Raw genomic sequence first — 24,822 nt, 5'->3', positions numbered from 1 at the left:
TTATTCCTTCAGCCCGCATTGCGTATAGGTTTTGTTGTGCACAGGCTTTTTTATTTTTAATCACCAAAATTTCCACCAAGGTTTTTTATTATCGTATCTGTGGTAACTTCCACCTATCAAAGTTTTTGAATTAAGGTCATATGAAAATTCAACCCATTCATCTGCATCATACATTGGGTCATAAGAAAGCCCCTTAACAATGCTTTCTTCAATTTGAATTTCTTTAAGACCATCCCAAGAAATTCTTTCAGAATCCCAATGAGTTCCATTTTGGTTAATAATTGTCAAGTCTGTTTGATCTTGCAGTACAAGATCTCCATTACTGACCTTAAAAACATTTGAATAACCAACTCCAAAAACATCTACTGGCTTTTCGTTATTTGGATTCATCAAATAGCAAGTCCCGTTGGCAATAATCAGCAAGTCATTTGACTCTTCAAGTTCAATAACTTCTTTAAGTTCTGTCCAACCTGATTGAAAGTTCGCTACCCAATCGGTACCGTCATTTCTAAAAAAACGAACTACTACACCTTCAGAGTAAAAAGGCTCGCCACTTTCACTCACTGGTACATACATAGGTCCGTAGGTCGGTAGTGAATCAAGAATTCCGTATCGTTTTTCTGTAGTCATTTAATTCCTTGGTCCCGTTCTTTTTAGCTGATGCCTAACTTCTATACCATTGGTGCATTTTATTTAAAGTCAACAAAGGGTGATATAATCTTCCTTATGCCATTATCAGTCACATGGATATAAATCTCAGTAATCCTACTGCTATTATGACCTAATATCTCCTGAATATAACGCCAGTCGGGAACATTTTCCAAAAGGTGAGTGGCAAAAGAATACCTGAGCCAATGTAAGGTAACCGGCTTTTTTTATGCCCGATTTACCTAAGACTGATTTCAGGACTTTCTGTAAACTCCCTGCACTATACCTTGTGTTCGCTTTCTCTCCACCAATTAGGTGTAGAAAAAACCGTTATATCCAACTGGGTGTAATTAGCAATTACACCCTAATATCCTAACTAATTTATAATTGCAAAAAACCAAAAAAACAGCCCGTAAACCTGTCCAAAGGCCTATAATCCTTACAAAGGAAAACCTAAACACTGCCAAAAAGAAAGCAAACAAGTTCAAAAAGCACCGTGTTTTTTGATCCCGAACCTCCAAAAACACAAAAGGGAAAAAGCTTTCCCCATAATTACCCCTTTCCCAGCACCACTCGTTCAACACTGCATTCAGATTCACCTGCCAAGCATAGGTCTGACTCTCCTTAAAGGTTTACCCTCTTTGGAAGGCTTGGCTGTTCCGGCCGTCAGAATGCTTAGTTATTGGTAACAGTTTTTTATTTAGTAACCATTTCACGTTGTTTATTTACTTTAGCTATCATTTTAATTGCGTTTTTATTTTGTGGGTCAAGGACTAATGACTTGGCATAACTAACAATAGCATCATCCCATTCTTTACTTACAAAGTAGGCTTCTCCTAGACTGTCATATAAATTTGCATTGTTCGGCATAAGAGTTAAGCCATATTTAAAAACCTTAATCGCTCCTTCGGGGTTTTTGATCTGGTTAAGCCATTCATATCCTAAATCATTGATTATATTATTAAAACCTTGGTTCAAAAACTCTTGTTCGGTTATTTCATTGTTACCTATCAATTCTTCTAAGAGTAATGTCGGATGTTCAGGATTATTATATTTTTTGTAGTGTATGTAACCTTTGGAATTTTCAGGGAATAGTTCGGCAATCATTTTACGGTGATTCCCTTTTTGTAATTCAGAAATTAAATCCAATTCGATATAATCGGAATAATCATGAAACAGATGAACTCTGATTTTCAAAGTATTTAAATCATAAATTGTGGTGTATTGTGTTGGTGCGATTCTACCATTCTGCGCAAAGTTTTCCATGGCCTTACCGCAATAGTCCAATGAACCGGCTTTTTCGGTTGTTTCAATGAAATTTCGCCCTTTCTGGAAATATGGTAACATTACATCTTCCAAAGAATTTATTTGCGAATAATAGAAATTAGAAAAGGTTTTCTCATCTTCATCTCCCAAAAACATTTTATCGCCTTCTATTATTAAATAAGTTCCAGATTTGTCAACAAAAACAAGCTGTCCATTTTCCAATATAGTTAAGTTAATCGTATTTAAATACGATTGTACTTCTTCTACAGTACTCATGGTTTGCATTACTTTTTTAATAGCATCACCAATTGGTATTTCCAGTTTTCCCTCTACATTTTTAACTTCTAAATAAGGTTCATAAAATCCGTCAAACATCAGACCTGCTTCATTAATTGCTCCTTGGGCAAAATTGTCCAAGAAGCCCATATACATTATACCATAAGACTTTCCTTTACCTACTTCGAACCAAAATTGACCATTTGGACTAGTCCAATCTTCATTGTTTCCCACTATGGTTCTTCCGTTTTGGGTTAATTTGTACATACTACAAGCAGTTCCTGTTTTAGGAAATAATAGAATTGTGGAAAAACAAATAGTCAGTAAATATTTCATCATTTTAACTTTTCTAATTTGATGATTGAAAGTAGCATTTGTTACGTTCGTCATATTGTTGCCAATGGTTGGGCTATGAACAGTGTCCCGAAGGGCATTGCGCATAGGTGTTTTTGAACAAGTCAAGCTAAAGCAGGAAGCCGGCAAGATTGTCCGGATCTTCCTAAATTAGCCATATCGTAAATTTTAAACATTTTAAGCTATGAAAAAAAAGCCAGACCATTATTGAAAGGGCCATTGAAAATGTGCCCGGATTTGCCCTGCAGTTCAAAAGGTTAAGAAGATCAGTGGCTATCTCGGGCAAGAGCTAAAGTACGCTCACCAATTATTCCCGTTGTCTCGCCCATATGGGGCTTCTCCTCAACTTTGACCTGCTGGCCCTGGATGACGAGGCGATACAGGATTACCTCCATTACCTGAAGAGCAGGCGCCCCCCACCTAGATGTAGAATAAACCGTCTATGGTGTGACTGGGTGTAATTTGCAATTACACCCTAATATCCTAGCCAACTTACAATTACAAAAAAACCAAAAAACAACCCGTAAAGCTGTCCAAAGGACTATAAGCCATACAAAGAAAAACCTAAACACTGCCAAAAAGAAAGCAAACAAGTTCCAAAAGCACCGTGCTTTTTGACCCCAAACGGCCAAAACACAAAAGGAAAAACTTTCCCCATAATTATCCCTTTCCCAGCACCACTCGTTCAACACTGCATTCAGATTCACCTGCCAAGCATAGGTCTGACTCTCCTTAAAGGCTTACCCTCTTTGGAAGGCTTGGCTGTTCCAGCCACCCGAATGCTTAGTTATTGTGGGTTGTTATTTTTTAATATTATACCATCCCTTCCACTAACATAAATCGAATTTTCAGTCTTCTCTATGTAATATAATTCAATGTTACCTTGATAGTCCATATTCCAAGTGCTTCCTCCATTCGTTGTCTTAAAAATTTTATCACCACTTGTTAAATATCCAATCTGTTCATCTATAAAAGCCAAATTATAGATTGAACCATTAAAATCTTTTACTAAACTCCAACTTGAAGCACCATCTAAAGTTTTATAGATTTTATTTTCAAAAGTCGAAATGAATCCAATATCACTATTTATAAAGTCAATTGTATTAATTTGCCAATTTTGAATTTCCATTGGTAAGTTTATTTCTGCCCAAGTTTCTCCTTGGTTTTCAGATTTATGCAATTCTCCAAAACTATTACCGTCATAAGTTATTCCTCCTGCCACATACAATGTATTATCGGAATACTCAATAAAATCCGAGTAAGTAGATTGAGAGTATTTTTCTACCCAACTTTGTCCCCCATCGTAAGTTTTGTATATACGCCCTGCTTTTAGAACTATGCCTGTTGAAGAATCGAAAAAATGAATACTTTTTATAGATGATGCATAGTCAATTTCCCCTTGACCATATTCATTAAAATTTAGACCTCCATCTGAGGTCTTAAAAAATCTATTACGTCCTACAAAAATTTCGTTTTTGTTTAGTTCAAAACAAGAAACTAAGTTTTCATTAGATACAATTTGTTTTTCAATCCAACTTTCTCCACCATCATTTGTTATTATACAACTTCCAATTGAAATAAGAGCTAAACCATTATTATTGTCTGAGAAATCGATATCAAAAATAGTTTGAGAAGTGTTGGTATTTAAGACCTCCCAATTTGACAACTGCAAATCATTATTCTTGCTACAAGAAACAAATACTATTGACAGTAAAAACAGAAAGGAATTTCTCATTATTCATTCTTTTAATAACCCACAACGGTTTGCATATGGCTTGTGGCGGTTTCGAAGCACTTTCCAGTCCACCCGAAACTAACTTAGCTACAGAGCGAAAACCTTGCTGGAAGCCGTTCACCCGCCATAAGCTATATGCGTTGTTAGCGCTTAGGCTTTTTTATTTTTTCTGTTCAATACTTGTCTAAAATAACGATTCAGAAGTCCTGGACCTTGAAATCTGTCTAAAACCACTGGACTCGCTTCCAATTCAGCTTGTCTATATTCTTCTTTGTCAGAGTCGAAGCTGCCGAGGTAAACCATTTTATAAATTTTATCGTCAGGCTGTTCTTGATTAGCTTGTCGTAAAAATTCTTTCCCTTCTCTCTCTAGGTCTTCATAGTCACCATACTCGTAAGGGAAAATAGATACTGTCCAACCTGCGATAAATTTGAATTCGGTATAGTTCTGAAATCTTTTTTTTCCATCCTCATACATCTCTTGTAGTCTTTGTCTGAGGTTTATTCGGTCATGAAATTCTGAAGGAGCGTCTTCGATTGCCGTCCACAGGAAAAAGTAGAAGTGTTTCCAAATTTCAAAGTCTGACGGGTTGGTTTGATAGAGTCGATTGTAAGATTCGAAAGCTTTGTCTAAATCTCCGCTGTCTTCTATTTCCAATATGTCCTTTAGAGTTTCCAATGTCGTTTTTTCAGCTTAGCGCTAACGAGTAAATAAACGCATTGCGTTTATATCTGATATATTTACCCCATTTTCAAGCATTTACATTCACTTATAAACGTTTGAAAATTGATTAATCCCAAACATAACCAATCCCCCAAAACCAAAAAATACCCCAGATGGGGTATTTTTAGTTATAATTGGCGAAATTTTAGACTTTTAGTGTGGATGGACTTTCAATTAGGGAGTAGAAAGGAGGGGACAGGGGGTTTGTCCGCCGGTTTTCCGTGCATATTCTGCCTAAAGGGCTGGTTCGGATCCGGCACTTCGGGATATTGGGAAGCTCGGCCAAACAGACTGCCATTCCGCTTATTCATTAGATACTTGGAATACCGATTCGGGAAAAGGAGTCCCGGATTCTGGAAACCTATAACCCAAGGTATTACACCTGCTGCCAGAAGGAAAGCATGGTAAGCATCCAGCGCATACCTAAAAGAGGGCCGCCGAAAGCCGTCTTTTCTGCTGTCAAAAAACAATTTTAATTCCTGATATTGCCCGGGCTGGGAAACATATGTCCATGCAATAAAAAAGCACTTCCAAAAGGCATTGGAAAGGCTAAAAACAACAAAACTCTTTTTGAATCGATACCGGATCTACTGGTAGGTATTACTTTTTAATCTAATTGGACACCTTGTTTCCCTCAAAAAATCCTGACTCAATCCCCATAGGAACCTCTCCGGTTCCGTGCAACACCGGTTTCATCGTTCGTGCTACGCACGCTACGAAAATCTAGTTGTTGTAAGCCGTTTTTATTTTATCATTTTTAATTCTTTTCCATCATAAATCCCGATTCCATTATTTGAAGTCAGGAAAACAAGTCTATGGTCATCTGTGAAGTCTAATCTTTTTACGGACATTGAAACTCCAATCGCCAAAGGTTCTCTATCCCAAAGTAACTCTGGTTTAAAAATCAATTCAGGGTTTTCTATTCTTCCTTCGTTCGGAATTGTGGCACGATAAAATCCGTCTGTTGTGGCAAAATAGATTTTGTTGTCAAAAGGATTATATGTGCCTGGTCCAACAAAAACTCCACCACCGAATGGATTAGTTTCTGCAGTGTCTCTGAAATCTTCGCTGTCATAAATTTTGGTAGCGGTATTGTTTTTAATTTTAAAAATGTCGCCACTATTCATAAAATGTTGAAGACCAGAAGTGATATAAACGTTTTGGTCTTTATCTTCAAATACCGACTTTGGAAAGAGTAAGCCAAAGTTTAGACTGTCAATGTCCGCACTTAGTTCTGTCCTATTTTGAGTATCGAAAATTTGTATTGAACCACCAAACTCTCCAAAGCTCTTAGTCATCCAAATTCTGTCTTGACTGTCTATGAATGTATATTGTGGCATGTCAAAGTATTGGTTTGTCCGTTTCCTAAAGAAGAATAAGAATCGCTTTGACACAATCATACCATTTGGCTGGTGTTTGAAATCTATCCAATTTTTATCTATTATCGGGTCATAGACAGCATAAGGAACTATTAGAAAGATTTCATCTGCAGAGTTGAAAAAGATATCAGTTACACTGTAGTCCTTTTTTAGTTCAAGGTGTAGGTCAATTGAATAGTCGTTTTTGTTAATCGTGAAAATTTTGCCTTTTGCTGTTCCTAGGTAGATTTTATTCGAGTTGTCTTTGGCAATGGAGGTGTACTTTACAGTCGTGTCACTCGTAAAGGTTCTAGTTAAGTTCTTTAAATCCCAAGCAACAAGTTGTCCGCTTGAATTCAATGCATAAATATTTTCTGTACCCACAAGCATTTTGGTAAAGCTCAGATTTACCTTTTTCAAGCTGTCAGTTTGAGCAGAACTGTCAAGTGAAATGGATAAGAATAAGAATATTGGAATTATGTGTCTCACGTTTTTTTAAATGGCTTACAACGGTTTGGCGCATCGTGTTTTTTTATTATCTAATCATCGCACTTGTTTTAAACAGTTTTTGTCCCCTATCTTTCAAGATGCTTTTATATTTCTCATTAAAAAAGTCCTTTAGGAAATCCCAATCACTTGCATTTACACTTCCATTTCCATTCTTGTCAAGATTGTCAATGATGTCAAGATGACCAATATATTCTATGTTATCCCTAAATTTCATAAAGTCCTTTCGCCAAATATTCAGTCCATAAGAGCCTAGAAAATAAGGTTTAATTTCAGGATGAATTGTCCACATTTTTTTCAATTCAGGTTCAGAATATTTGAAGTAATCGTCTTTTCGGTTTCCGATTCCATAGAAAAAGCTTTCCTGAATGTTGGTCAGTTTTGGCAATTCTTCTTGGTCAATTGATAAGGCGGCAAAGGTGAAATTCTGAGGACTTTTTTCTTTATATGCACTTGTACAAATTAGAGCCTTGTATCTCTGGTCATCGGCCCTAAAAGCAATTACATCTCCCTTATTTATGTCTTTTATTTTGTTCATTTCATTCACATGTGCGCCAACGTTCCGGCTAAGATGTCGTGCAACGGTTAGGTTGGTTGGGCATGCATTTTAGCCATTGTTGAACGAATCCAGCTAAAGCAGGAAGCCGGCAAGATTGTCCGGATCTTCCTAAATTAGCCATATCGTAAATTTTAAACATTTTAAGCTATGAAAAAAAAGCCAGACCATAATTGAAAGGGCCATTGAAAATATGCCCGGATTTGCCCTGCAGTTCAAAAGGTTAAGAAGATCAGTGGCTATCTCGGGCAAGAGCTAAAGTACCCTGACCAATTATTCCCGTTGTCTCGCCCATTTGGGGCTTCTCCTCAACTTTGACCTGCTGGCCCTCGATGATGAGGCCATACAGGATTACTTCCATTACCTCAAGAGCAGGCGCCCCCCACCTAGGTGTAGAATAAACCGTCTATGGGACTGGGTGTAATTTGCAATTACACCCTAATATCCTAGCCAATTTACAATTGCAAAAAAACCAAAATTCACCAATAATCTACCTCTATTAATCCTAAAACCTTATCCCACCTTTGCCTGCCACTATTTATTCTTTTCCCCTAATTTTTCAACTTTTTGCAGCCACTTTTCCCTATACGCTTCCTTCGATAGCCTTATCGGGCCAATAGTCGTTATTCGTACTTTTCTTATACCAATAAAATGTAATGTCCCCTTTTTTATCGCATGATGACTTGGACTTTTATAAATCCACCTATAGTACCATGCAGGTTGGTCCAAGGTACAAATAATCCGCGCTGTTTTTCCTTTTAAGCACTTATCGCTAAATAAGGAGTTTTCTCTTTTCTTAAAGGCAAAGCCAGGAAGTAAAACCCGGTCCAAGAAACCTTTCATGATTGCGGGAACTGAACTCCACCAAACTGGATAAACCCAAACTAGGTGTTCTGCCCATTTCAATTTTTCTTGGGCATCCAATAAATCCGGTTCGAGTTCTGTCCGTTTCCGGTAGCCGTACTGAAGGTTTGGGTTGAAATTTAACTCCCTGATATTAATTTCCTTTATTTCAGCATTCGACTTTACCAGTCCCTTCTTATAAGCTGCTGCAAGTGCAAAGCTGAAACTTTCTTTATCCGGGTGTCCGTTTATAATCAGTGTCTTTTTCATTATCGATTTTCAAAAATTATAGTAGTCTTTTTATTTTCTCTTCAAACCTGGTCTCCGTTAAATTGTCCTCTTTAAAAAATGTATACAGTATAAAAGAGCTAGGCACTGTTAAAAAAAACGTGCAGATGGCAAAGGTGATGATGCCACAAAAAGCGGCTAATATAGGAGTGCCGGATTCTCCAAGAATCGAAAAAATGCTTTCTTGATACCCCTCAATATATTGATAAACGGATATTGAGTAATCATAAAAACGATATGATGTTTCGTAAATAAGCCAGGCAGGGTAAAACCATTTTCTCACAGCTTGCCACTCCCTTCCCCAAATTGGCGCTAGTTGTCGGTAATTTTCTTCCATTTTTTATCCTTTTCACAAAGGTTCTTCAAATGGAAGAGTTATCATTTGATATAGATCAAATTTGATATTTAGGATTTCTTATTCTGCTTAAGGTCTCCAATGTAATCCCTAAATATGAGGCAATATGGGTAAGAGGAATTTGATTGGTTATGTCAGGATATAAGCTTAACAGGTGCCTATATCTTTCTTCTGCTTTATTGAATTGAATGGTGTAAAGCCTTTCACAGAGTCCCAGCATAGTTTCAGTGACCACTTTACTAATAAAACGCTCAAAATCGTGGTGCTTATTCGCAAGTTCATCCACTATAGCCTTAGAAAACTCAAAAACCGTCGAATCTTTCACAAACTCAACGTAATGTGGGCTTGGTTTTTCACTAAAAAAGCTGACGACTGGGGCCATAAACTGGTTTTCAAAGGTAAACCAGTCTGAAATATCCTTTCCGTCTTTCAAGTAATATGCCCTAGCGCAGCCCTCCGCAATTAAATATGCTTTTTTGGAAAGTTGCCCTTCACGAATGACAAGTTCTCCTTGTTTATATTTCCCAATTTTTAAATGAGCAATAAGATCCTGCCGGCACTCGGTGGATAATGGAGAATAAATTTCTTCAATATTCTTGATGACTTTTTCAGCGTCCATTCTTCAAATTTGCTTTGAAAAGTGAATATACACTTTCTAGAAGACCCGGCCCAATCTGCTTATGCACTTCAATAGCACAACCAATGATTTTGTAGGTCAACTCATCTATTGTTCTCTGTGTGGTTCGCATATCTGTATTATTCTTTTTGAACCACATAGGCACATAGATCACAGCGTCTTTGATTAATATTGTGTCTATATGGTTCATTTAATTCTTGTAAACCCGAATGGCAAATTCCAATAATAGGAAAGGGCAAATGCAATCTCACCTAATCCTCTGTCAATCTTCACCCAGTGAGGGCTTGAACCACATAGGCACATAGGGCACACCGTCTATGATTGCTATTGTGTCTATATGGTTCATTTAATTCTTGTAAACCCGAATGGCAAATTCCAATAATAAGAAAGGGCAAATGCATTCTCACTTAATCCTCTGCCAATCTTCACCCAGGGAGGGAATGAACCACATAGGCACATAGGTCATAGCGCCTATGATTGCTATTGTGTCTATGTGGTTCAATTAATTCTTGTAAACCCGAATGACAAATTCCAATAATAAGAAAGGGCAAATGCATTCTCACCTAATCCTCTGCCAATCTTCACCCAGTGAGGGCTTGAACCACATAGGCACATAGATCATAGCGTCTTTGATTAATATTGTGTCTATATGGTTCATTTAATTTTTGTAAACCCGAATGGCAAATTCCAATAATAAGAAAGGGCAAATGCATTCTCACCTAATCCTCTGCCAATCTTCACCCAGTGAGGACTTGAACCACATAGGCACATAGGGCATAGCGCCTATGATTGCTATTGTGTCTATGTGGTTCAATTAATTCTTGTAAACCCGAATGGCAAATTCCAATAATAAGAAAGGGCAAATGCATTCTCACCTAATCCTCTGTCAATCTTCACCCAGGGAGGGAATGAAACACATAGGCACATAGATCACAGCGTCTATGATTGCTATTGTGCCTATATGGTTCAATTAATCTTGTAAACCCGAATGGCAAATTCCAATAATAAGAAAGGGCAAATGCATTCTCACCTAATCCTCTGCCAATCTTCACCCAGGGAGGGCTTGAACCACATAGGCACATAGATCACAGCGTCTATGATTGCTATTGTGTCTATATGGTTCAATTAATTCTTGTAAACCCGAATGGCAAATTCCAATAATAGGAAAGGGCAAATGCATTCTCACCTAATCCTCTGCCAATCTTCACCCAGGGAGGGCTTGAACCACATAGGTACATAGATCACAGCGTCTATGATTGCTATTGTGTCTATGTGGTTCAATTAATTCTTGTAAACCCGAATGGCAAATTCCAATAATAAGAACGGGAAAATGCATTCTCAACTAATCCTCTGCCAATCTTCACCCAGTGAGGGAATGAACCACATAGGCACATAGGTCATAGCGTCTTTGATTAATATTTTGTTTATGCAATTCATTATTTTATTCTTTCGGAAGGCTTGCATAGATATCATTGACCATTGTCTTTTGACCGTATTTAAAAATATTGGTACAGTTGAAGTTGATAATAATTCCTTTTGGCTTTTCCACCATTTTCATATAAGTGAGCAACACGGCCTCGTGGATGGGCAAAATTCCATCCATGGCCTTCAATTCAACAATTATCAAATTATCTACAAGTACATCATACCGTAAATCTGCCTCAAGAGACACTCCTTTATATTCTAAAGGAATGCGTTGCTGGGTACTGGTCTTCAAACCTTGAATTTGAAGTTCTCTAACAAAACATTTTTCATATACGCTTTCTAGAAGGCCCGGGCCGATCTGCTTATGCACTTCAATAGCACAACCAATGATTTTGTAGGTCAACTCATCTATCGCTTTCTGTGTGGTTCGCATATCTGTATTATTCTTTTTGAACCACATAGGCACATAGGTCACACCGTCTATGATTGCTATTGTGTCTATGTGGTTCAATTAATTCTAAAAATCCCCATTTTTGAAGGAATACCCTTAAACCATTCCCAAATATTGGCTATCAGAAAATTCCCTGGTCTTGTACCTGCGACTATAGTGATGAAAACTGATATAGGCATGCAACTTTCCCTCATGTTCCTTGCCCCTCAAGACCTTAACTTCCTGCTGCCCTGCAGACCGGAAATCCCCTTCCAGGACATATTCCACCCTTTGGTCTTCAGCATTGTAGAGGACAAGCATTGCCTGATCAAAATGTCCGGCGCTGCCCTCCCCGATATTGTTTTCCCAGGAAAAGCTTACCTGCTCATCATCCACCCAACTCACTTGGGCATTTCTTGCTCCCGTCAGCGAGCCCATACTTAACTTTACTTGAGCAGGGATCAGCTGAAGTGGATCTACCCCTCCACCATAGAAGGCGTTTTTCACCGTATAGCCCATGGCCACGTTCATCCCAGTGCGCATCCCTTTACGGAAAGCCTGAAAACCAAATTCAATGGGGATTTTCAAGGGCCTGAGGAAATGGGAGGCCATGCCGAATTTATTTCGATAAACTTGCTGCAAAGGAGTGGGTTCACTGATCTTGGGTTCATCAATATGCTGCCGGACATAAGTTTTTCCGTCTACCACATAAAAAACAACTCCCCCTACTTTCCCCCTGAGTTTGCTGAATATTCCATCTGCTTTTGCCATCATTAAAAAGGTTTAAAAGTAACACTTGGCTAACAATAATCCCTTATAAGTTAAGTAATTACCCTATAACAGTCAAGTATTTACTTTTACCGCTACCAGGATTAATCAAGGAACAATTCCAAATTATATATGGATTTCACAGGGATATAACCGAGCTTGATCCGAAGGTGATCCGAAGGAGATCCGGGAGTGATCCGAAGATTATTTTGTTTTTCCTTGAATGGAAGTGAAGGTAGGCTAAGGACGAAATGGGAGTTGAAAGCAAGAAAACAGAAGAAAGAGAAGAAATTATTGTAGATATTAGGGTTTAGAATAAAGAGTAAAGATCAAAGAATAAAGAATTTTTGCACCTATCATCTAATGTCTATCATTCTGGTTATGCCGACCTACCACGACGAACGACACGATTAAAATTGAGTCCGCCTATATAAGGTAAACCTAAGGCTCAATATACGCCGTCAGGCCTGCCGATAGTGAAAAGGTGACCATTAAATCCGCATTATGCATTAGCCTATCTATTACGAACTGAAACTACTTTAAAATCAGTCGCTTCGCTGCTGTTTTCGATCTCACCATAGTGATGCTATGATTCAATCTCCAAACAGCCTGATTTTCTTGTTGTGTCAGTTCTCATAACGATTCCTAATGTATAAAGCGGATTGAAGTGTTTTCGTTTCATCACTGGGTATCGGTCTTTTCCGACATTTGTGGGGAAAAGATTTCTTCCAGCGGCAAATTATTTAAGAGATTCCTCCTATCCTAGGAATGACAAAGAGCCATATTCTAAGTCATTCAGTTCCTTACTATTTAAGAAAATTTTGAACTCCCACCATGACGTTTCCTACCTAGGGTAAATACGCATGCAGCATAGTCATCTCTTATTCTGAATAGGAGATCACCTACATAAACAACCTACGTTTCGCTCAGGCAATCCAGTCTTTTGTCTGATATCTAACATCTAGCCTCTACTGTCTAAATCAGGAAATCGCTCTTAGCCACTCCTCGGTAGGCCTTACCAACTTCCTGGCATGGGTATCAAATAATCCAATGCTCATCTCTACATCAGAGCATTTATTGCCTTTGCTGTCAATAATCCATTGCTGAATGGTCCCCACTTTGGAATTATATGCTGTGGTTTTTGAAAAAATGGTGATGTGCTCCCTTAACTTTAATTCCTTGATAAAGCGGATTTTTATATCCAAGATCACTGGCCCTAAACCTGTTGTCTTGATTTCTTTCAGACCATAGCCATTCTCCGTGATAAACTGCCAGCGGGCCTCCTCATATATTTCCAGATAGGTGGCATTGTTTACATGCCCAAAAGTATCCAAGTGAAATTCCTTGATGATCATTGGATATTCAAATGTCCTGCTTTCCATTTCCTGTTTATTTTAATCTTGTATGGTCATTTTCTGCTCTTGCCTGTCCTTAGTTTTTCACAAAGTGACAAGGCTAAATAAAATTCGGCTTCATTGAAGCGCTTATAAAACTACCATTATTTTCTTGTTTAATGGCTATTGGATGCAACACAAGCTTGAACAGATACTTTCAACTTACCAATCGTGAATCCTTTTGAATTAGTCTAATTTCAATCTACTATAATTCAGGTATTTACATATAAAATTATGTAACTTAAATAGGAACCAAACTAATAAAACCATGTCTATTCGATTAGCCTCCAATTGTAGTCACTGTAATTCTTTTACCGCTGCTCATCTGTGTAAAAAGCATAAATTGAAAGTGAGTGAAGAATATGTCTGTGACCAGTTTTCTCTGATTGCCAAACTGGATGATTCTGCACAATGTACCAATTGTCTTCGCCATGGAAAAGAAGACTGCGCACATCCAAATGTTGCTGCAGAAGGAATGTTATGTTCCAGCTGGGCACCTAAGGTCTGAAAGGTGAATCTTCAGAAAACCAAGTCAAGAAAGACCAAGGCCTATATTGAAGTAATTATAAGCCTTGGTCTTATTATCAAAGCAAACCGCAACATAACATTATCCCAAAATCAAGCATATAATATCCCCTATAAGCAATAGGATGAGATGAAAGCTTACTATCTTAAGAGATAATTCACTTGTAAAAAGACACTATGACTTCTTAGTTTAAAGTCATCTGTTTTGTATAAATCTGACAGTGCGGTCTGGTAGCGATAGCCAATTCCAGCATTAAACTTTTCTGCCAGGTCATAATTCAGGGAAGCCCCCAGAAATCCTTCTAAAAAGTAACCTTCACTATATTCTTCCAGGTCATTTTTGGTTTCAATATTATTCCTAAAACCTCCTGTCAAGACTGGCCTTAATCTTCCCTCTGACAAACTGTAATCCAATGACAAGGGGATGCTCAAAAATTGTTGCTCAATGATTCTTGGACCAGTAATCTTACTTTCCGGCTTCACTGAACATACAGAACAATCAAAAGCCCCGGTAAAATCCTTATTCGAATACAATAGTCCAGTAGATAGTCCTAGCCTATCATTAAACTTATACTGTCCCGTAAATCCAAGGCTATAGTTAAACTGGTCGAAATCGACCCTATAACCTGTTGCTGTTCCTAAAGTCACTAAATAATCAGATTGGTAGGTGCCCTCAGCCAAATTCAGCTGATCCACCGAAAATGTTATCCCCATACGCCATTTGGAAATATTTTGTGCGTAAAGGCCATTTTGGATAAGGAAAAACGATAGTAAAAGAAGTTTTTTCATCATAACTAAAAATTGTTTTTCCCAAGACGTTAATTCCCTCTCACCTGCGACAGTAAATAAATGCGGATGGATTTAGCAAGTCTTATCCTGACCTCCCTTTCAATAAGGCTCATTCGCTAAATTAGGTTTATATAGAAAACTATATCATAATTGCCAAAATGCAAATGCTCTAATTAAAAGAGGCTGTCTCAAAATATGTCATTGGTACGTTAGGAGAAATCTCTAGACTTGTTTGTTACTGGAAATCAACTCTATGAGATTCTTCCTTTCGTCAGAATGACACAAAAAACTCGACTTATGAGACAGCCTCTAGAAATGAATATATAATATAAGTATGCAAAGCTACTTTCCCTGCTCAAAAAAACCTTTAGCGAACTTGGCAGCTTCTTAGCGCACTTTGCGTGGAAAAAACTTCCACCCTAAACCTTAGGCCGCTGGGCTTGTAACTTGATATCCACCAAGTCTGCCACCTTAATCGGCTTCTGGGCTTCTATGCTTTTTCTCGCAGCAATCCCAATCAAGATGGACATGGCGCCATCTCTGGTTCCTGCAGATTGCCTGTAAGGATCAGCCATATTCGGGTCCTTAAAGAGTTTGTCCTTCAGCCTTGTGTCTCCTCCACCATGGCCTCCGCCTGCATGTGGAATGGTAATGATCTCCGTATCTGCAAAGTTCTTGGTCAACCTGATTTCATCAGCGGGCTTCACCTCCCAAGGCTGACGCTCCTTGATCCAGGCCTCCAGCCTTCCTTTGGTCCCATTAAAAGCAATGCGATATCCTTCATAAGGTGAATAGGAAGTCAAAGAATAACTGACCTGGACATCATTCATGTACTTGATCTGCACAGCCATCTTATCATAGATATCAATATCCTCCCGGTAAACACAGCCATCCCTTAAATACCCATCATATTGTTCATTATCGGTATAAAGCCCCGTCAATCTTTCACTTTTGGTAATATCCCAATAAAAATCACATTGGTCCTTGTGTGGGCAGGGGCGACAATTGGTATGCCTGAATTTTCCATTTTTACCATAAAACTCCAACTTACCGTAAGCAAATACCTCCTCTGGATCGGAGTCCAACCACCAGTTAAGTAGGTCAAAGTGATGCGTAGCTTTATGGACCAATAAGGTTCCTCCCTTTTCACGATATCCATGCCATCTTCTGAAATAAGAAGCACCATGATTGGTATCCAGGTACCAGTGAAAGTCCACTGATGTTACTTTACCGATCTCTCCACTGTGCAGCAATTCATAAATTTTCTGGCGGTGTGGACTATAACGGTAATTGAAGGTTACAATCACCTTTTTGCCCGTTTTCCTTTCTGCATTTAAGATATTTTGACATTTGATTTCATCTGTGGTCATGGGTTTTTCCGTGATAACATTCGCCCCTGCCTCCAGTCCTTTGATGATAAACTCATCATGGGTACTGTCCATGGTGGTCACGATAAGTACATCGGGCTTAACCGTGGCCATCATTTCATCAAAATCCACAAAGGTCGGACATTCTGCACCTATATATTGCTTTCCATAAGCCAGCCTGCCTTCATTGATATCTGATAGACCTACAAATTCTACTTCATTGGGATACTCCTCCATCACACTTCTCCCGAACATACTGGTCCCACGTATGCCCGTCCCCACTAAAGCAATTCTTAGCTTTTTGTTTGGATCTTCCCTTAGTGCCAATGCTTCTGCAATAGGGTGGATAAAAAATGAACCGGCCGCCAGCATACTGGCTTTACTGATAAAATCCCTTCTTTTTTGGTTGGTGGTTTTTGTTGCCATTTGTTTTTGGGTTATTGTTTATTACACACTTAATATAATAAATCATGACTGATCACTACATGGAAATTGTACAAAATAAACGAATGGCCAAATTAAGTTAAGACTGGTAACAGACTGGCTTGGCTTTTGATTTAGTATATTCACAGCTCATAAAAACAACTATTGACAATAACCGCTTATGCATAGGGTTTTCTTGATTATTTTCCTGCTTATCTGCTCACTTGGACTTTCACATGCCCAAGAACTTCAATCAGATCTTATTATTGGGGAATGGAAATTGGTAAAAAATGAGGCGGTGGATCAGATCAGGGCCTCAAAGGCTTATCGATCTGCCAGTCCTGAAAAAAGAATGGCCATGGAAGACAGGATTAAAATCCTATTGTCCAATACCTATTATAAGTTCCATGATTCAACACAACTTAATTTTACGGATTTGGAAGCGGGCGATATTGTCCAAAGACAAGCAGTATATACCATAAAAGAAAATATCCTTACGATTAAAGAAGTTGACCGTGACCGTAGCAAGGAAGCACAGGTCATTCAGCTAGATGAGAAAAACTTGATACTGGCTCCTATTATCAATGGAAAGGAACAAGAAGCAAAAATGGTTTTTGAGCGATGGAAATAACTGTCCTGAGGATTTATAAAATTAGATCAGCCTCATTTTTTAGACTGACTTCCTTGAAGATTTCCGAAAAACACCCCTTATGTACAGCACTAGGGCAAGGACTAAAATATTCCCAGCCAGCCAGACAATGTGCAATGGAATCCAAGTGTAACAAAACCTATTCACCAACAGTACCAGACAAGTCATGCTGAAATAGCTTAAAAGCAATTTGAACAGAAATTCTAATTTCAGTTTTGATAAGGCTATCACGGATAAGGACAGCAATAAAGGAGTGGAAAGGATAAATATTGTCGTATCTATTTCTTGGATATGGTAGGCCAAGATAGTGATTAGCAATAAGCTTAGTAAAAAAATCCCCAGGACAATCCTAAAACTATTTCCTTCCATTGAATTAAGATTTTTTGTAAAAAAAAAGCCATCCGCCAGAAGCGGAGGGCCTTTTTAACATCCAAAACAAACAATTAACCAATTAAATTTCCTTCATCGTCCCATTGTGCCAGTGTAGACCTGGTGTCTGGGTTCATATATAAAGGAATATATTTTTCTTCTAATTTGAATCCATGCTTGGCCATCACCTCGTCAGGCACTCCATCCCAAACATTAGGGCGGTTACCTTTATAATCCAGGTCTTTAAAGCCTTCTGGAGAGGTAAAGAAACCAGTAGAAGTAAGGTCTCTTAGGGTATTAAAAAAACTGACCCCTCTGCTCATTTCTGGCTTAGCCTTGTCAGGATAAGCGATATCATCAATAATCTCAATTCGCTGATCTTCACTTGCCTCCATGAATGGCTTGCCAAATCTGTCCTCAGCCTGCGTATCCAACCACATCAAACCACCCCTCATAGGAGTCTGGTAATATGGCATATCTTTCACTATAAATTCTATAAAATCAGGAACTCCAGCTTCTGTTGCACTTCCAGAGACATCGTCTTTGGGGATGATCACATCTACCAGATAGTTCAATTTTTTCATTTCATCTTCTCTGAAGAATACTTCTGCCTTCAATTCGGCATTACGCATCATTTCTTCCGGAGTTCTGCCCCATTTGGTTCCTTCACCGATAGTAGGTGCATGGGCAATTTCCTTAGGGGCCTCAGGACCACAACCGGTCATAAACAGACCAGAAGCCAAAGATCCAGTAAATAGCAGTTTTAAATTCTCTCTTCTATTCATCGTCCTGTCCTTTAGATATTTTTCTTTTTCAATTCACTCACAATATAGTCTGATGTTCTCCAAGCCAAGGCCAAAATGGTCCAAGTAGGATTCTTATCTGCTTGGGAAACAAAAGGACCACCATCTACCACAAATAAGTTCTTACACTCATGTGCCTGGCAGTTGCTGTTTACCACAGAAGTTTTAGGATCATCCCCCATTCTGGTGGTACCTACTTCGTGGATAATCCTACCCGGTGCATGAAGACCATATTTACTATCTGGCCCAGCCTTTTCACCAAACAATACAGCTCCCGCATTGGTCAGTACCTCCTCAAAAGTATCCTGCATATGCTTGGCCTGCTTGATTTCCTGATCAGACCAGGTATAATTAAATTTCAATACTGGAATACCGTATTTATCTACTGTATTATTGTCAATCTCACAGTAGTTTTCATAGCGAGGGATACTTTCCCCTCTACCTGACATACCTACCATGGATCCAAAGTATCTACGAATATCTTTTTTCAATCCAGCACCATAGCCACCTGCTGGGCCTGGATTACCAAACTCATCCTTGATATGCTTTCTGATGGTATCCATTCCAAAACCAAAACCATAGCTCGGCATGGACATACCGCCCCAGTATTCAATATGGTAACCTCTGGCAAAATCCAACTTACTGTTGTCTAGCCACCAAGGAGTATAAACGTGCATTCCGCCTACACCATCTTCATTGTATTTTTGTCTGTCGACCAAATCAGGAATGAAGCCCATTCTATCGGAACCGGTGGAATCATGTAGGTACCTACCGATCATACCACTGCCGTTACTTAAGCCATCAGGGTGAACCTTGGACTTAGAGTTCAACATGATTCTGGCAGATTCACAAGCTGAAGCACCTAGCACAACTACTCTAGACTTAAGCTTGTATTCCTTCATATCCACTTTGCTGATATAAGACACTCCAGTGGCCATACCTTTGTCATTGGTGGTTACCTTTCGCACCATAGCATGGGTATACAAGTCTACCTTACCTTTTTTCATGGCAGGTTTCACCAAACAGGTACCAGCAGAGAAATCCGCATAGGCCTGACAAGCTCGATTACATTGGTTACAGAAGAAACAAGCTCCTCTTTCATTATTAATCGGCTTAGTAAGAATGGAAAGTCGAGAAGGCATTACCGGGATATTGACCTTATCTGCTCCCTTTTTGATGAACAATTCATGCAAACGTGGCTTAGGAGGTGGAAGGAAAAATCCATCTGGCTCATTATAGATGCCCTCCTTGGAGCCAAAAACACCAATCAGTTTATCTACTCTATCATAATATGGCTTAAGATCTTCATAGCCTATAGGCCAGTTATCCCCTAAACCATCGATATTTTTTCTTTTAAAATCATTTGGCCCAAAACGCAGGGAGATTCTTCCCCAGTGGTTGGTACGACCACCCACCATTCTAGACCTGAACCAATCAAATTCAGTTCCATCATTTTTGGTATACGGTTCTCCATCAATGTCCCATCCCCCGATAGCCGCGTCAAAATCACCAAAAGGCCTGTTTTGTGTGCTGGCACCTCTACGTGGAGACTCCCAAGGAAATCTAAGCTGGGTTCTGTCTTCTTCTTTGGCAGGATCAAAATCTCCTCCCGCTTCAACAACGGCTACTGAAAATCCTGCCTCAGACAAGATTTTTGAGGCCATACCCCCTCCAGCACCTGATCCGACGATAATCACATCGTATGCTTCTCCGGGAGATTTTATTTGAAAACTCATACTGAATTATTTTAAAATTGTCTTTTAAGTTAGATTATTAATTAGCTATACCCAAAGAACATTATGGAATTGGGATACATTTTTTGTTTAAAATTAACAGAATATGCTTCTTAATTCCATTGAAATTGAAATATTTGATTAGGTTATTCTTTAGAATGGAAAGATATAAAAAAATTATCAGCTAAATGGTTTTAGTATATTGTTTAAAAAAGATTAGCACAGCCCTTATTTTAACTTATCTACAATAAACAAACAGATTCATTACAAATATTAATTATGAAAAAACTTTTTATTGACAATAATGTAAAATTTTAGTTTTGCGCACAGTTTTTCAAAAATTATAAACGGTCAAAATTTAGTTTGTATGAATGGGGAAAAAGCCGATTTTATTATAATATCGGCCCTAAAAATTCCCATACATTTTTGGCTACCAATTGGTGCCCCTCCACAGTAGGATGTATCCCATCAGGCTGGTTGAGTGCTGCATTTCCGCCTACTCCTTCCAATAAAAATGGAATAAGTACCAAATCATTTTTTTCAGCGATTTCAGGATACATCTTCTGGAATTCAGCCGTATACTCCTGCCCCATATTTGGGGGAATTTGCATACCTGCCAAAACAATCTTGGTGTCAGGGTATTTCTCTTCAATCTTATCTATAATCCCCTGTAAGTTCTTTCTCGTTTCATCCAATTGAATACCTCTCAAACCATCATTGCCTCCCAATTCTAAAATGAAGATATCTGGTCGATCTTCTAAAAACCAATCAATTCTGGAATAGCCACTGGCTGAGGTTTCTCCACTCAAGCCACCGTTGATCACTTTATAGTCCAAACCTAAGCTATCAATTTTTTCCTGAACCAAGGCAGGAAAAGCCTGGGACTGGTCTACACCATATCCAGCCGTCATACTATCACCAAAAAAAAGAATGGTCTTTGCCTTTTCCTCACTGGATGTAGGCTCGGCAACCTTTACTTCTTTCTTTTCATCAGTGCCTTGCTTTTGCTCGGAACTGCATGCGCTAAAAAAAACACCTATAATAGATAGGCTTAATAATGATCTTAATATGCTTGTTTTGGTCATGTCTTGAAACTTATTGTTCCTAAATTACGATTTAATAACTTATTGACGTTAGAATACATTGCCTGGTTTCCATTACGTACACTTACAATATGCCCAAGAATTCAAGGCTGTTTTTACCAAATCAAATACGAAATAGCCATATGAAGCCAAAAGGGCATAAATGATGAAAGTATATATCTTTATTGGCAAGTATAATTAGCGATTTCAAAATTGATTAATTTTCCATTTAGGCCATATACTTTTATGATTATTGTGGTCAAAGAATATATTAAACCAAAATGGAGACCAAAATTGTTTCCTGTTTCACCTATAATTTAGCTGTATGAGCATACTCTCTGTTAAAAATGTAAGTAAGATTTACCAAAGCGGTTCCCGAAAATTAACGGTGCTGGACGATATCAATATGAATGTTGCCGCAGGAGACAGTGTGGCCATTGTTGGACCATCAGGAAGTGGAAAAACCACCCTTTTGGGCCTGTGTGCAGGATTAGACAGTGCCAGTAAAGGTAGCATCAGCTTAAATGGCCATCAATTGGACGGGATGACCGAAGACGAGAGAGCTGCAGTGAGAAGCCAAGAAATAGGATTTATATTTCAAAACTTCCAATTACTCCCCACTTTGACAGCCTTGGAAAACGTGATGGTTCCATTGGAATTAAAAAAGAGAAAAGATGCCAAAGACAAGGCTTTGGAATTATTGGAAAAAGTAGGCCTTAAGGACAGGGCAAGCCATTACCCCAGCCAATTATCAGGCGGAGAACAGCAAAGGGTGTCCATAGCCCGGGCCTTTGCCAATGAGCCAAAAATTTTATTTGCCGATGAGCCCACTGGAAACCTGGACACTGAAACGGGTGATATGATTGAAAATTTGATTTTTGACTTAAACAAGGCCTCAGGCACTACCTTGATCATGGTTACCCATGACACAGAGCTAGCGGCCAAGACCCATAAGATCATTCATATCAAAGGAGGAAAAATTCAAGAAAGTCAACATGCATAGATTGGAATGGATTCTTAAAATGGCCTTTAGGGATTTTCGAAAGAACAAAGGCAAACTACTTCTTTTTATCTCCTCCATTGTCATTGGTATCGCTGCCTTGGTGGCCATCAGTTCATTTGGAGACAACCTGTCAAAGGATATTGACAATCAGGCAAGAGAGTTATTAGGAGCAGACCTTGTTCTGGAAAACAATAAACCCTTAGGTGAGCAGGAATTGGACACCATGGCCAATGAGCTGGCCGAAGAAATCAATTTTGCCAGCATGGTATCCTTCACCAAATCCAATGAAAGCCGGCTGGTTCAAATCAGGGCATTGGAAGGGAACTTCCCTTTTTACGGGGCTTTGGAAACAGCACCACTAGCTGCATCCCAGGATTTCAGAGATGGACAACCCAAAGCTTTGGTAGAGAAAATCCTCATGGAGCAATTCAATGCTTCCGTAGGAGACAGTATCAAAGTGGGCAAGGTTAAATTTATCATAGCAGGAGCCTTATTAAGCGCACCAGGCCAAACAGGAATAACAGCCACTGTTGCACCTATTGTATATATTCCGATGAAATATGCAGATGAAACTGGCTTGATCCAATATGGTAGCAGGGTGAATTACCAGAGGTATTATAGTTTTGATCAAGGTGTTAATATTGATGAATTGATCAAGCCCTATGATGAGGCATGGGAGGAAGACCATGTGGATGCGGACACTGTAGAAGACAAAAAAAGATCCACTGGAAGGTCATTTGCCAATCTATCTGACTTCTTGAGCCTGGTGGCCTTTGTTGCGCTACTATTGGGATGTGTGGGGGTAGCCAGCGCGGTCAATGTCTTTGTAAAGGAAAAACTAGCTTCAGTGGCGGTACTTCGCTGCTTGGGTGTTTCCTCTACGGACACATTTTTGATTTACTTGACCCAAATTAAATTGATGGGCTTGGTAGGCTCCCTACTCGGGGCAGTATTGGGAAGCTTGATTCAATTTATCTTACCTCAGGTCTTTAGTGACTTTCTTCCAGTTGATGTCACTGTAGCCGTTTCATGGAGAGCGGTAGCTTTTGGCATCATTACAGGATTATTCATTTCTATTCTGTTTGCCTTTCTCCCCTTGTTAAAAATAAGAAAGGTCCCTCCTATGATGACCTTGCGTACGGATGAGGATGCCGTAAAATTCAGCAAGGATCCGTGGAGATGGCTGGTAATGGTAGCCATTGGTGTATTTATTTTTTCCTTTAGTCTATACCTTTTGGACGGCTGGGAAGAAGCCTTGGGCTTCACTGGATTTGTGGTCTTGGCATTTGCCACCTTATGGTTTGTGGGCACCGGGATCATGTGGCTGATCAGAAAGTTTTTGCCACTTTCATTGAATTATCCTGTCCGGCAATCATTGTCCAACCTCTACAGGCCAAATAACCAAACCATTTCACTGATCGCTACCATAGGTTTGGGCACAGCCATGATCTCTACCCTGTTCTTTGTTCAAAACCAATTACTGGACCAAGTGAAGTTTGCCGACAAGGAAGACCAGCCCAATATGCTCTTTTTTGATATTCAGTCTTCACAGGTGGAAGAAGTGAAGCAGTCTGTTTTGAACGAAGGCTTGCCAATAATGCAGGAAGTGCCCATTGTCACCATGAGGTTGGAGACCATCAACGGGGTAGATAAAAGTGAAAATGCAGCATTACCTGATGAGGAAAAAAAATCAAGAGGACTTTATAACAGAGAATTCAGGGTTACCTACCGAGACAGCCTAATCGCATCAGAAACCTTAGCCGAAGGCAAGCTTCATAGCGTGGAGTCTTCCAAGGACAGTATTTTCATTTCCTTTGATAAGGGCTATGCGGGAAGAACTGGTATAGAAATGGGGGATGAAATTATTTTCAATGTACAGGGCAGGCCCATCAAAACCTATGTAGGCAGTTTCAGAGAGGTCAATTTCAGACAGGTTTCTACTAATTTCCTCGTCTTATTTCCTGAGAACGTATTGGAAAAGGCTCCAAAATTCCATGTGGTCATCACCAAATCCGAAACTGATAAGCAAGCCGCATTGGTTCAGAACAAGATTGTAAAGTCCTTTCCGAATATTTCCGTCATTAACCTGGGCCTAATCGTAGACACATTTGAAGAAATTTTAAGCAAAATCAGCTTTGTCATACAATTTATGGCCTTGTTCAGCATTGTCACGGGAATCTTGGTTTTAGTGAGCTCCTTGATCATCAGCAAATACCAAAGGATGCGCGAAAGTATTCTCCTGAGAACACTGGGAGCCAGCTCGCCTGTGGTCAGGACCATCAATACCTTGGAATATTTCTTTTTGGGAAGTTTGGCTTCACTGAGCGGTATTTTACTTTCCTTTTTGGCCACCGCCATGTTGAATATCTGGGTCTTTGAATTCCCTGTTCAATGGGCCTGGAAAGAAGCGGGAATCATCTATGTACTTATTACCGCCATTACGGTTTTATTGGGTTGGCTAAATGGAAAGAATATCATCAATAAACCACCAATGGAGATCTTGAGAAGTTAAACAA

General features: G+C 39.1%; 23 protein-coding genes and 1 pseudogene. 5 read left to right on the top strand and 19 right to left on the bottom strand.

What is annotated here, in order from left to right; genetic code table 11:
• Positions 1 to 60: 60 nt before the first annotated feature.
• The 5 genes from H7U17_RS07000 to H7U17_RS06980 all read right to left on the bottom strand — a co-directional run bounded on the left by H7U17_RS07000 (position 61) and on the right by H7U17_RS06980 (position 4,957).
• Complete coding sequence (locus H7U17_RS07000; protein ID WP_186755947.1) at positions 61 to 630, bottom strand: hypothetical protein; 570 nt, start codon at positions 628 to 630, stop codon at positions 61 to 63.
• Between the two features lie 59 nt (positions 631 to 689).
• Positions 690 to 824 (bottom strand): hypothetical protein, encoded by a 135-nt coding sequence (locus tag H7U17_RS20625; protein WP_230981301.1) that lies wholly within the window; start codon positions 822 to 824, stop codon positions 690 to 692.
• 520 nt (positions 825 to 1,344) lie between these two features.
• Complete coding sequence (locus H7U17_RS06990) at positions 1,345 to 2,580, bottom strand: linear amide C-N hydrolase (protein ID WP_222439154.1); 1,236 nt, start codon at positions 2,578 to 2,580, stop codon at positions 1,345 to 1,347.
• A 751-nt stretch (positions 2,581 to 3,331) separates the two neighbouring features.
• Complete coding sequence (locus H7U17_RS06985) at positions 3,332 to 4,279, bottom strand: WD40/YVTN/BNR-like repeat-containing protein (RefSeq protein WP_186755946.1); 948 nt, start codon at positions 4,277 to 4,279, stop codon at positions 3,332 to 3,334.
• Between the two features lie 150 nt (positions 4,280 to 4,429).
• Positions 4,430 to 4,957 (bottom strand): hypothetical protein, encoded by a 528-nt coding sequence (locus H7U17_RS06980; RefSeq protein WP_186755945.1) that lies wholly within the window; start codon positions 4,955 to 4,957, stop codon positions 4,430 to 4,432.
• Between the two features lie 248 nt (positions 4,958 to 5,205).
• Between H7U17_RS06980 and H7U17_RS20830 the strand changes: the two are divergent.
• Positions 5,206 to 5,478: pseudogene (locus H7U17_RS20830) on the top strand (transposase); the annotation flags it as partial.
• 267 nt (positions 5,479 to 5,745) lie between these two features.
• On the opposite strand, the gene H7U17_RS06970 reads toward H7U17_RS20830, so the two are convergent.
• From H7U17_RS06970 to H7U17_RS06930, 9 genes are all read right to left on the bottom strand, one after another.
• Positions 5,746 to 6,780, bottom strand: a complete 1,035-nt coding sequence (locus tag H7U17_RS06970) for a hypothetical protein (protein ID WP_186755943.1) — start codon at positions 6,778 to 6,780, stop codon at positions 5,746 to 5,748.
• A 115-nt stretch (positions 6,781 to 6,895) separates the two neighbouring features.
• The gene (locus H7U17_RS06965) at positions 6,896 to 7,405 is read right to left on the bottom strand and encodes a hypothetical protein (RefSeq protein WP_186755942.1); all 510 of its coding nucleotides are present in this window, start codon (positions 7,403 to 7,405) and stop codon (positions 6,896 to 6,898) included.
• A gap of 552 nt (positions 7,406 to 7,957) precedes the next feature.
• The gene (locus tag H7U17_RS06960; protein WP_186755941.1) at positions 7,958 to 8,536 is read right to left on the bottom strand and encodes an NAD(P)H-dependent oxidoreductase; all 579 of its coding nucleotides are present in this window, start codon (positions 8,534 to 8,536) and stop codon (positions 7,958 to 7,960) included.
• Positions 8,537 to 8,552: 16 nt separating this feature from the next.
• Positions 8,553 to 8,891, bottom strand: coding sequence for a hypothetical protein (locus tag H7U17_RS06955; RefSeq protein ID WP_186755940.1), 339 nt, complete (start codon positions 8,889 to 8,891; stop codon positions 8,553 to 8,555).
• 55 nt (positions 8,892 to 8,946) lie between these two features.
• Positions 8,947 to 9,528 carry a Crp/Fnr family transcriptional regulator gene (locus tag H7U17_RS06950; protein WP_186755939.1) on the bottom strand — a complete coding sequence of 194 codons (582 nt, stop codon included), beginning with the start codon at positions 9,526 to 9,528 and terminating at the stop codon, positions 8,947 to 8,949.
• Entirely contained in the window at positions 9,518 to 9,736 is a 219-nt protein-coding gene (locus H7U17_RS20620; RefSeq protein WP_230981299.1) for a GxxExxY protein, read from the bottom strand. The genes H7U17_RS06950 and H7U17_RS20620 overlap by 11 nt, the downstream gene beginning before the upstream one ends.
• 1,251 nt (positions 9,737 to 10,987) lie before the next feature.
• The gene (locus H7U17_RS06940; RefSeq protein ID WP_230981298.1) at positions 10,988 to 11,482 is read right to left on the bottom strand and encodes a GxxExxY protein; all 495 of its coding nucleotides are present in this window, start codon (positions 11,480 to 11,482) and stop codon (positions 10,988 to 10,990) included.
• 36 nt (positions 11,483 to 11,518) lie between these two features.
• Positions 11,519 to 12,175 (bottom strand): DUF6266 family protein, encoded by a 657-nt coding sequence (locus H7U17_RS06935; RefSeq protein ID WP_186755938.1) that lies wholly within the window; start codon positions 12,173 to 12,175, stop codon positions 11,519 to 11,521.
• A gap of 974 nt (positions 12,176 to 13,149) precedes the next feature.
• Positions 13,150 to 13,551, bottom strand: a complete 402-nt coding sequence (locus H7U17_RS06930; protein ID WP_186755937.1) for an acyl-CoA thioesterase — start codon at positions 13,549 to 13,551, stop codon at positions 13,150 to 13,152.
• A gap of 280 nt (positions 13,552 to 13,831) precedes the next feature.
• On the opposite strand from H7U17_RS06930, the gene H7U17_RS06925 reads away from it, so the two are divergent.
• A complete protein-coding gene (locus H7U17_RS06925) occupies positions 13,832 to 14,071 on the top strand; it encodes a hypothetical protein (protein WP_186755936.1) in 240 nt (79 codons plus the stop codon).
• A gap of 158 nt (positions 14,072 to 14,229) precedes the next feature.
• Here the strand turns inward: H7U17_RS06925 and H7U17_RS06920 are convergent, their stop codons facing one another.
• Together H7U17_RS06920 and H7U17_RS06915 are read right to left on the bottom strand one after the other, a co-directional pair.
• A complete protein-coding gene (locus H7U17_RS06920; protein ID WP_186755935.1) occupies positions 14,230 to 14,880 on the bottom strand; it encodes an outer membrane beta-barrel protein in 651 nt (216 codons plus the stop codon).
• A 416-nt stretch (positions 14,881 to 15,296) separates the two neighbouring features.
• Entirely contained in the window at positions 15,297 to 16,670 is a 1,374-nt protein-coding gene (locus tag H7U17_RS06915; protein ID WP_186755934.1) for a Gfo/Idh/MocA family protein, read from the bottom strand.
• 178 nt (positions 16,671 to 16,848) lie between these two features.
• On the opposite strand from H7U17_RS06915, the gene H7U17_RS06910 reads away from it, so the two are divergent.
• Positions 16,849 to 17,298, top strand: coding sequence for a lipocalin-like domain-containing protein (locus H7U17_RS06910; RefSeq protein ID WP_186755933.1), 450 nt, complete (start codon positions 16,849 to 16,851; stop codon positions 17,296 to 17,298).
• 461 nt (positions 17,299 to 17,759) lie between these two features.
• Here the strand turns inward: H7U17_RS06910 and H7U17_RS06905 are convergent, their stop codons facing one another.
• The 3 genes from H7U17_RS06905 to H7U17_RS06895 all read right to left on the bottom strand — a co-directional run bounded on the left by H7U17_RS06905 (position 17,760) and on the right by H7U17_RS06895 (position 21,306).
• Complete coding sequence (locus H7U17_RS06905; RefSeq protein ID WP_186755932.1) at positions 17,760 to 18,470, bottom strand: gluconate 2-dehydrogenase subunit 3 family protein; 711 nt, start codon at positions 18,468 to 18,470, stop codon at positions 17,760 to 17,762.
• An 11-nt stretch (positions 18,471 to 18,481) separates the two neighbouring features.
• A complete protein-coding gene (locus H7U17_RS06900) occupies positions 18,482 to 20,224 on the bottom strand; it encodes a GMC oxidoreductase (RefSeq protein ID WP_186755931.1) in 1,743 nt (580 codons plus the stop codon).
• Positions 20,225 to 20,613: 389 nt separating this feature from the next.
• Positions 20,614 to 21,306: an arylesterase gene (locus H7U17_RS06895; RefSeq protein WP_186755930.1), complete on the bottom strand. Its 693-nt coding sequence runs from the start codon at positions 21,304 to 21,306 to the stop codon at positions 20,614 to 20,616.
• 322 nt (positions 21,307 to 21,628) lie between these two features.
• Here H7U17_RS06895 and H7U17_RS06890 point away from each other — a divergent pair, with 322 nt between their 5' ends.
• Positions 21,629 to 22,306 carry an ABC transporter ATP-binding protein gene (locus H7U17_RS06890; protein WP_186755929.1) on the top strand — a complete coding sequence of 226 codons (678 nt, stop codon included), beginning with the start codon at positions 21,629 to 21,631 and terminating at the stop codon, positions 22,304 to 22,306.
• Positions 22,299 to 24,818, top strand: a complete 2,520-nt coding sequence (locus H7U17_RS06885; protein WP_186755928.1) for an ABC transporter permease — start codon at positions 22,299 to 22,301, stop codon at positions 24,816 to 24,818. The genes H7U17_RS06890 and H7U17_RS06885 overlap by 8 nt, the downstream gene beginning before the upstream one ends.
• Positions 24,819 to 24,822 lie beyond the last annotated feature (4 nt).

The organism is Echinicola salinicaeni (genome assembly GCF_014280965.1).
GTDB classification, from domain to species: Bacteria; Bacteroidota; Bacteroidia; order Cytophagales; family Cyclobacteriaceae; genus Echinicola; species Echinicola salinicaeni.
The sequence above is the reverse complement of the archived record's forward strand: the minus strand, read 5'-3'. Positions and strand labels throughout refer to the sequence as shown.

Bases quoted from the DNA above. Each gene is read 5' to 3' on its own strand.
- H7U17_RS06905 (WP_186755932.1), bottom strand. From the start codon at position 18,470: ATGAATAGAAGAGAGAATTTAAAACTGCTATTTACTGGATCTTTGGCT.
- H7U17_RS06925 (WP_186755936.1), top strand. From the start codon at position 13,832: ATGTCTATTCGATTAGCCTCCAATTGTAGTCACTGTAATTCTTTTACC.
- H7U17_RS06920 (WP_186755935.1), bottom strand. From the start codon at position 14,880: ATGATGAAAAAACTTCTTTTACTATCGTTTTTCCTTATCCAAAATGGC.
- H7U17_RS06965 (WP_186755942.1), bottom strand. From the start codon at position 7,405: ATGAACAAAATAAAAGACATAAATAAGGGAGATGTAATTGCTTTTAGG.
- H7U17_RS06985 (WP_186755946.1), bottom strand. From the start codon at position 4,279: ATGAGAAATTCCTTTCTGTTTTTACTGTCAATAGTATTTGTTTCTTGT.
- H7U17_RS06900 (WP_186755931.1), bottom strand. From the start codon at position 20,224: ATGAGTTTTCAAATAAAATCTCCCGGAGAAGCATACGATGTGATTATC.
- H7U17_RS06930 (WP_186755937.1), bottom strand. From the start codon at position 13,551: ATGGAAAGCAGGACATTTGAATATCCAATGATCATCAAGGAATTTCAC.
- H7U17_RS06935 (WP_186755938.1), bottom strand. From the start codon at position 12,175: ATGATGGCAAAAGCAGATGGAATATTCAGCAAACTCAGGGGGAAAGTA.
- H7U17_RS06915 (WP_186755934.1), bottom strand. From the start codon at position 16,670: ATGGCAACAAAAACCACCAACCAAAAAAGAAGGGATTTTATCAGTAAA.
- H7U17_RS06895 (WP_186755930.1), bottom strand. From the start codon at position 21,306: ATGACCAAAACAAGCATATTAAGATCATTATTAAGCCTATCTATTATA.
- H7U17_RS06990 (WP_222439154.1), bottom strand. From the start codon at position 2,580: ATGACGAACGTAACAAATGCTACTTTCAATCATCAAATTAGAAAAGTT.
- H7U17_RS06960 (WP_186755941.1), bottom strand. From the start codon at position 8,536: ATGAAAAAGACACTGATTATAAACGGACACCCGGATAAAGAAAGTTTC.
- H7U17_RS06950 (WP_186755939.1), bottom strand. From the start codon at position 9,528: ATGGACGCTGAAAAAGTCATCAAGAATATTGAAGAAATTTATTCTCCA.
- H7U17_RS06955 (WP_186755940.1), bottom strand. From the start codon at position 8,891: ATGGAAGAAAATTACCGACAACTAGCGCCAATTTGGGGAAGGGAGTGG.
- H7U17_RS06890 (WP_186755929.1), top strand. From the start codon at position 21,629: ATGAGCATACTCTCTGTTAAAAATGTAAGTAAGATTTACCAAAGCGGT.
- H7U17_RS07000 (WP_186755947.1), bottom strand. From the start codon at position 630: ATGACTACAGAAAAACGATACGGAATTCTTGATTCACTACCGACCTAC.
- H7U17_RS06910 (WP_186755933.1), top strand. From the start codon at position 16,849: ATGCATAGGGTTTTCTTGATTATTTTCCTGCTTATCTGCTCACTTGGA.
- H7U17_RS06885 (WP_186755928.1), top strand. From the start codon at position 22,299: ATGCATAGATTGGAATGGATTCTTAAAATGGCCTTTAGGGATTTTCGA.
- H7U17_RS20620 (WP_230981299.1), bottom strand. From the start codon at position 9,736: ATGAACCATATAGACACAATATTAATCAAAGACGCTGTGATCTATGTG.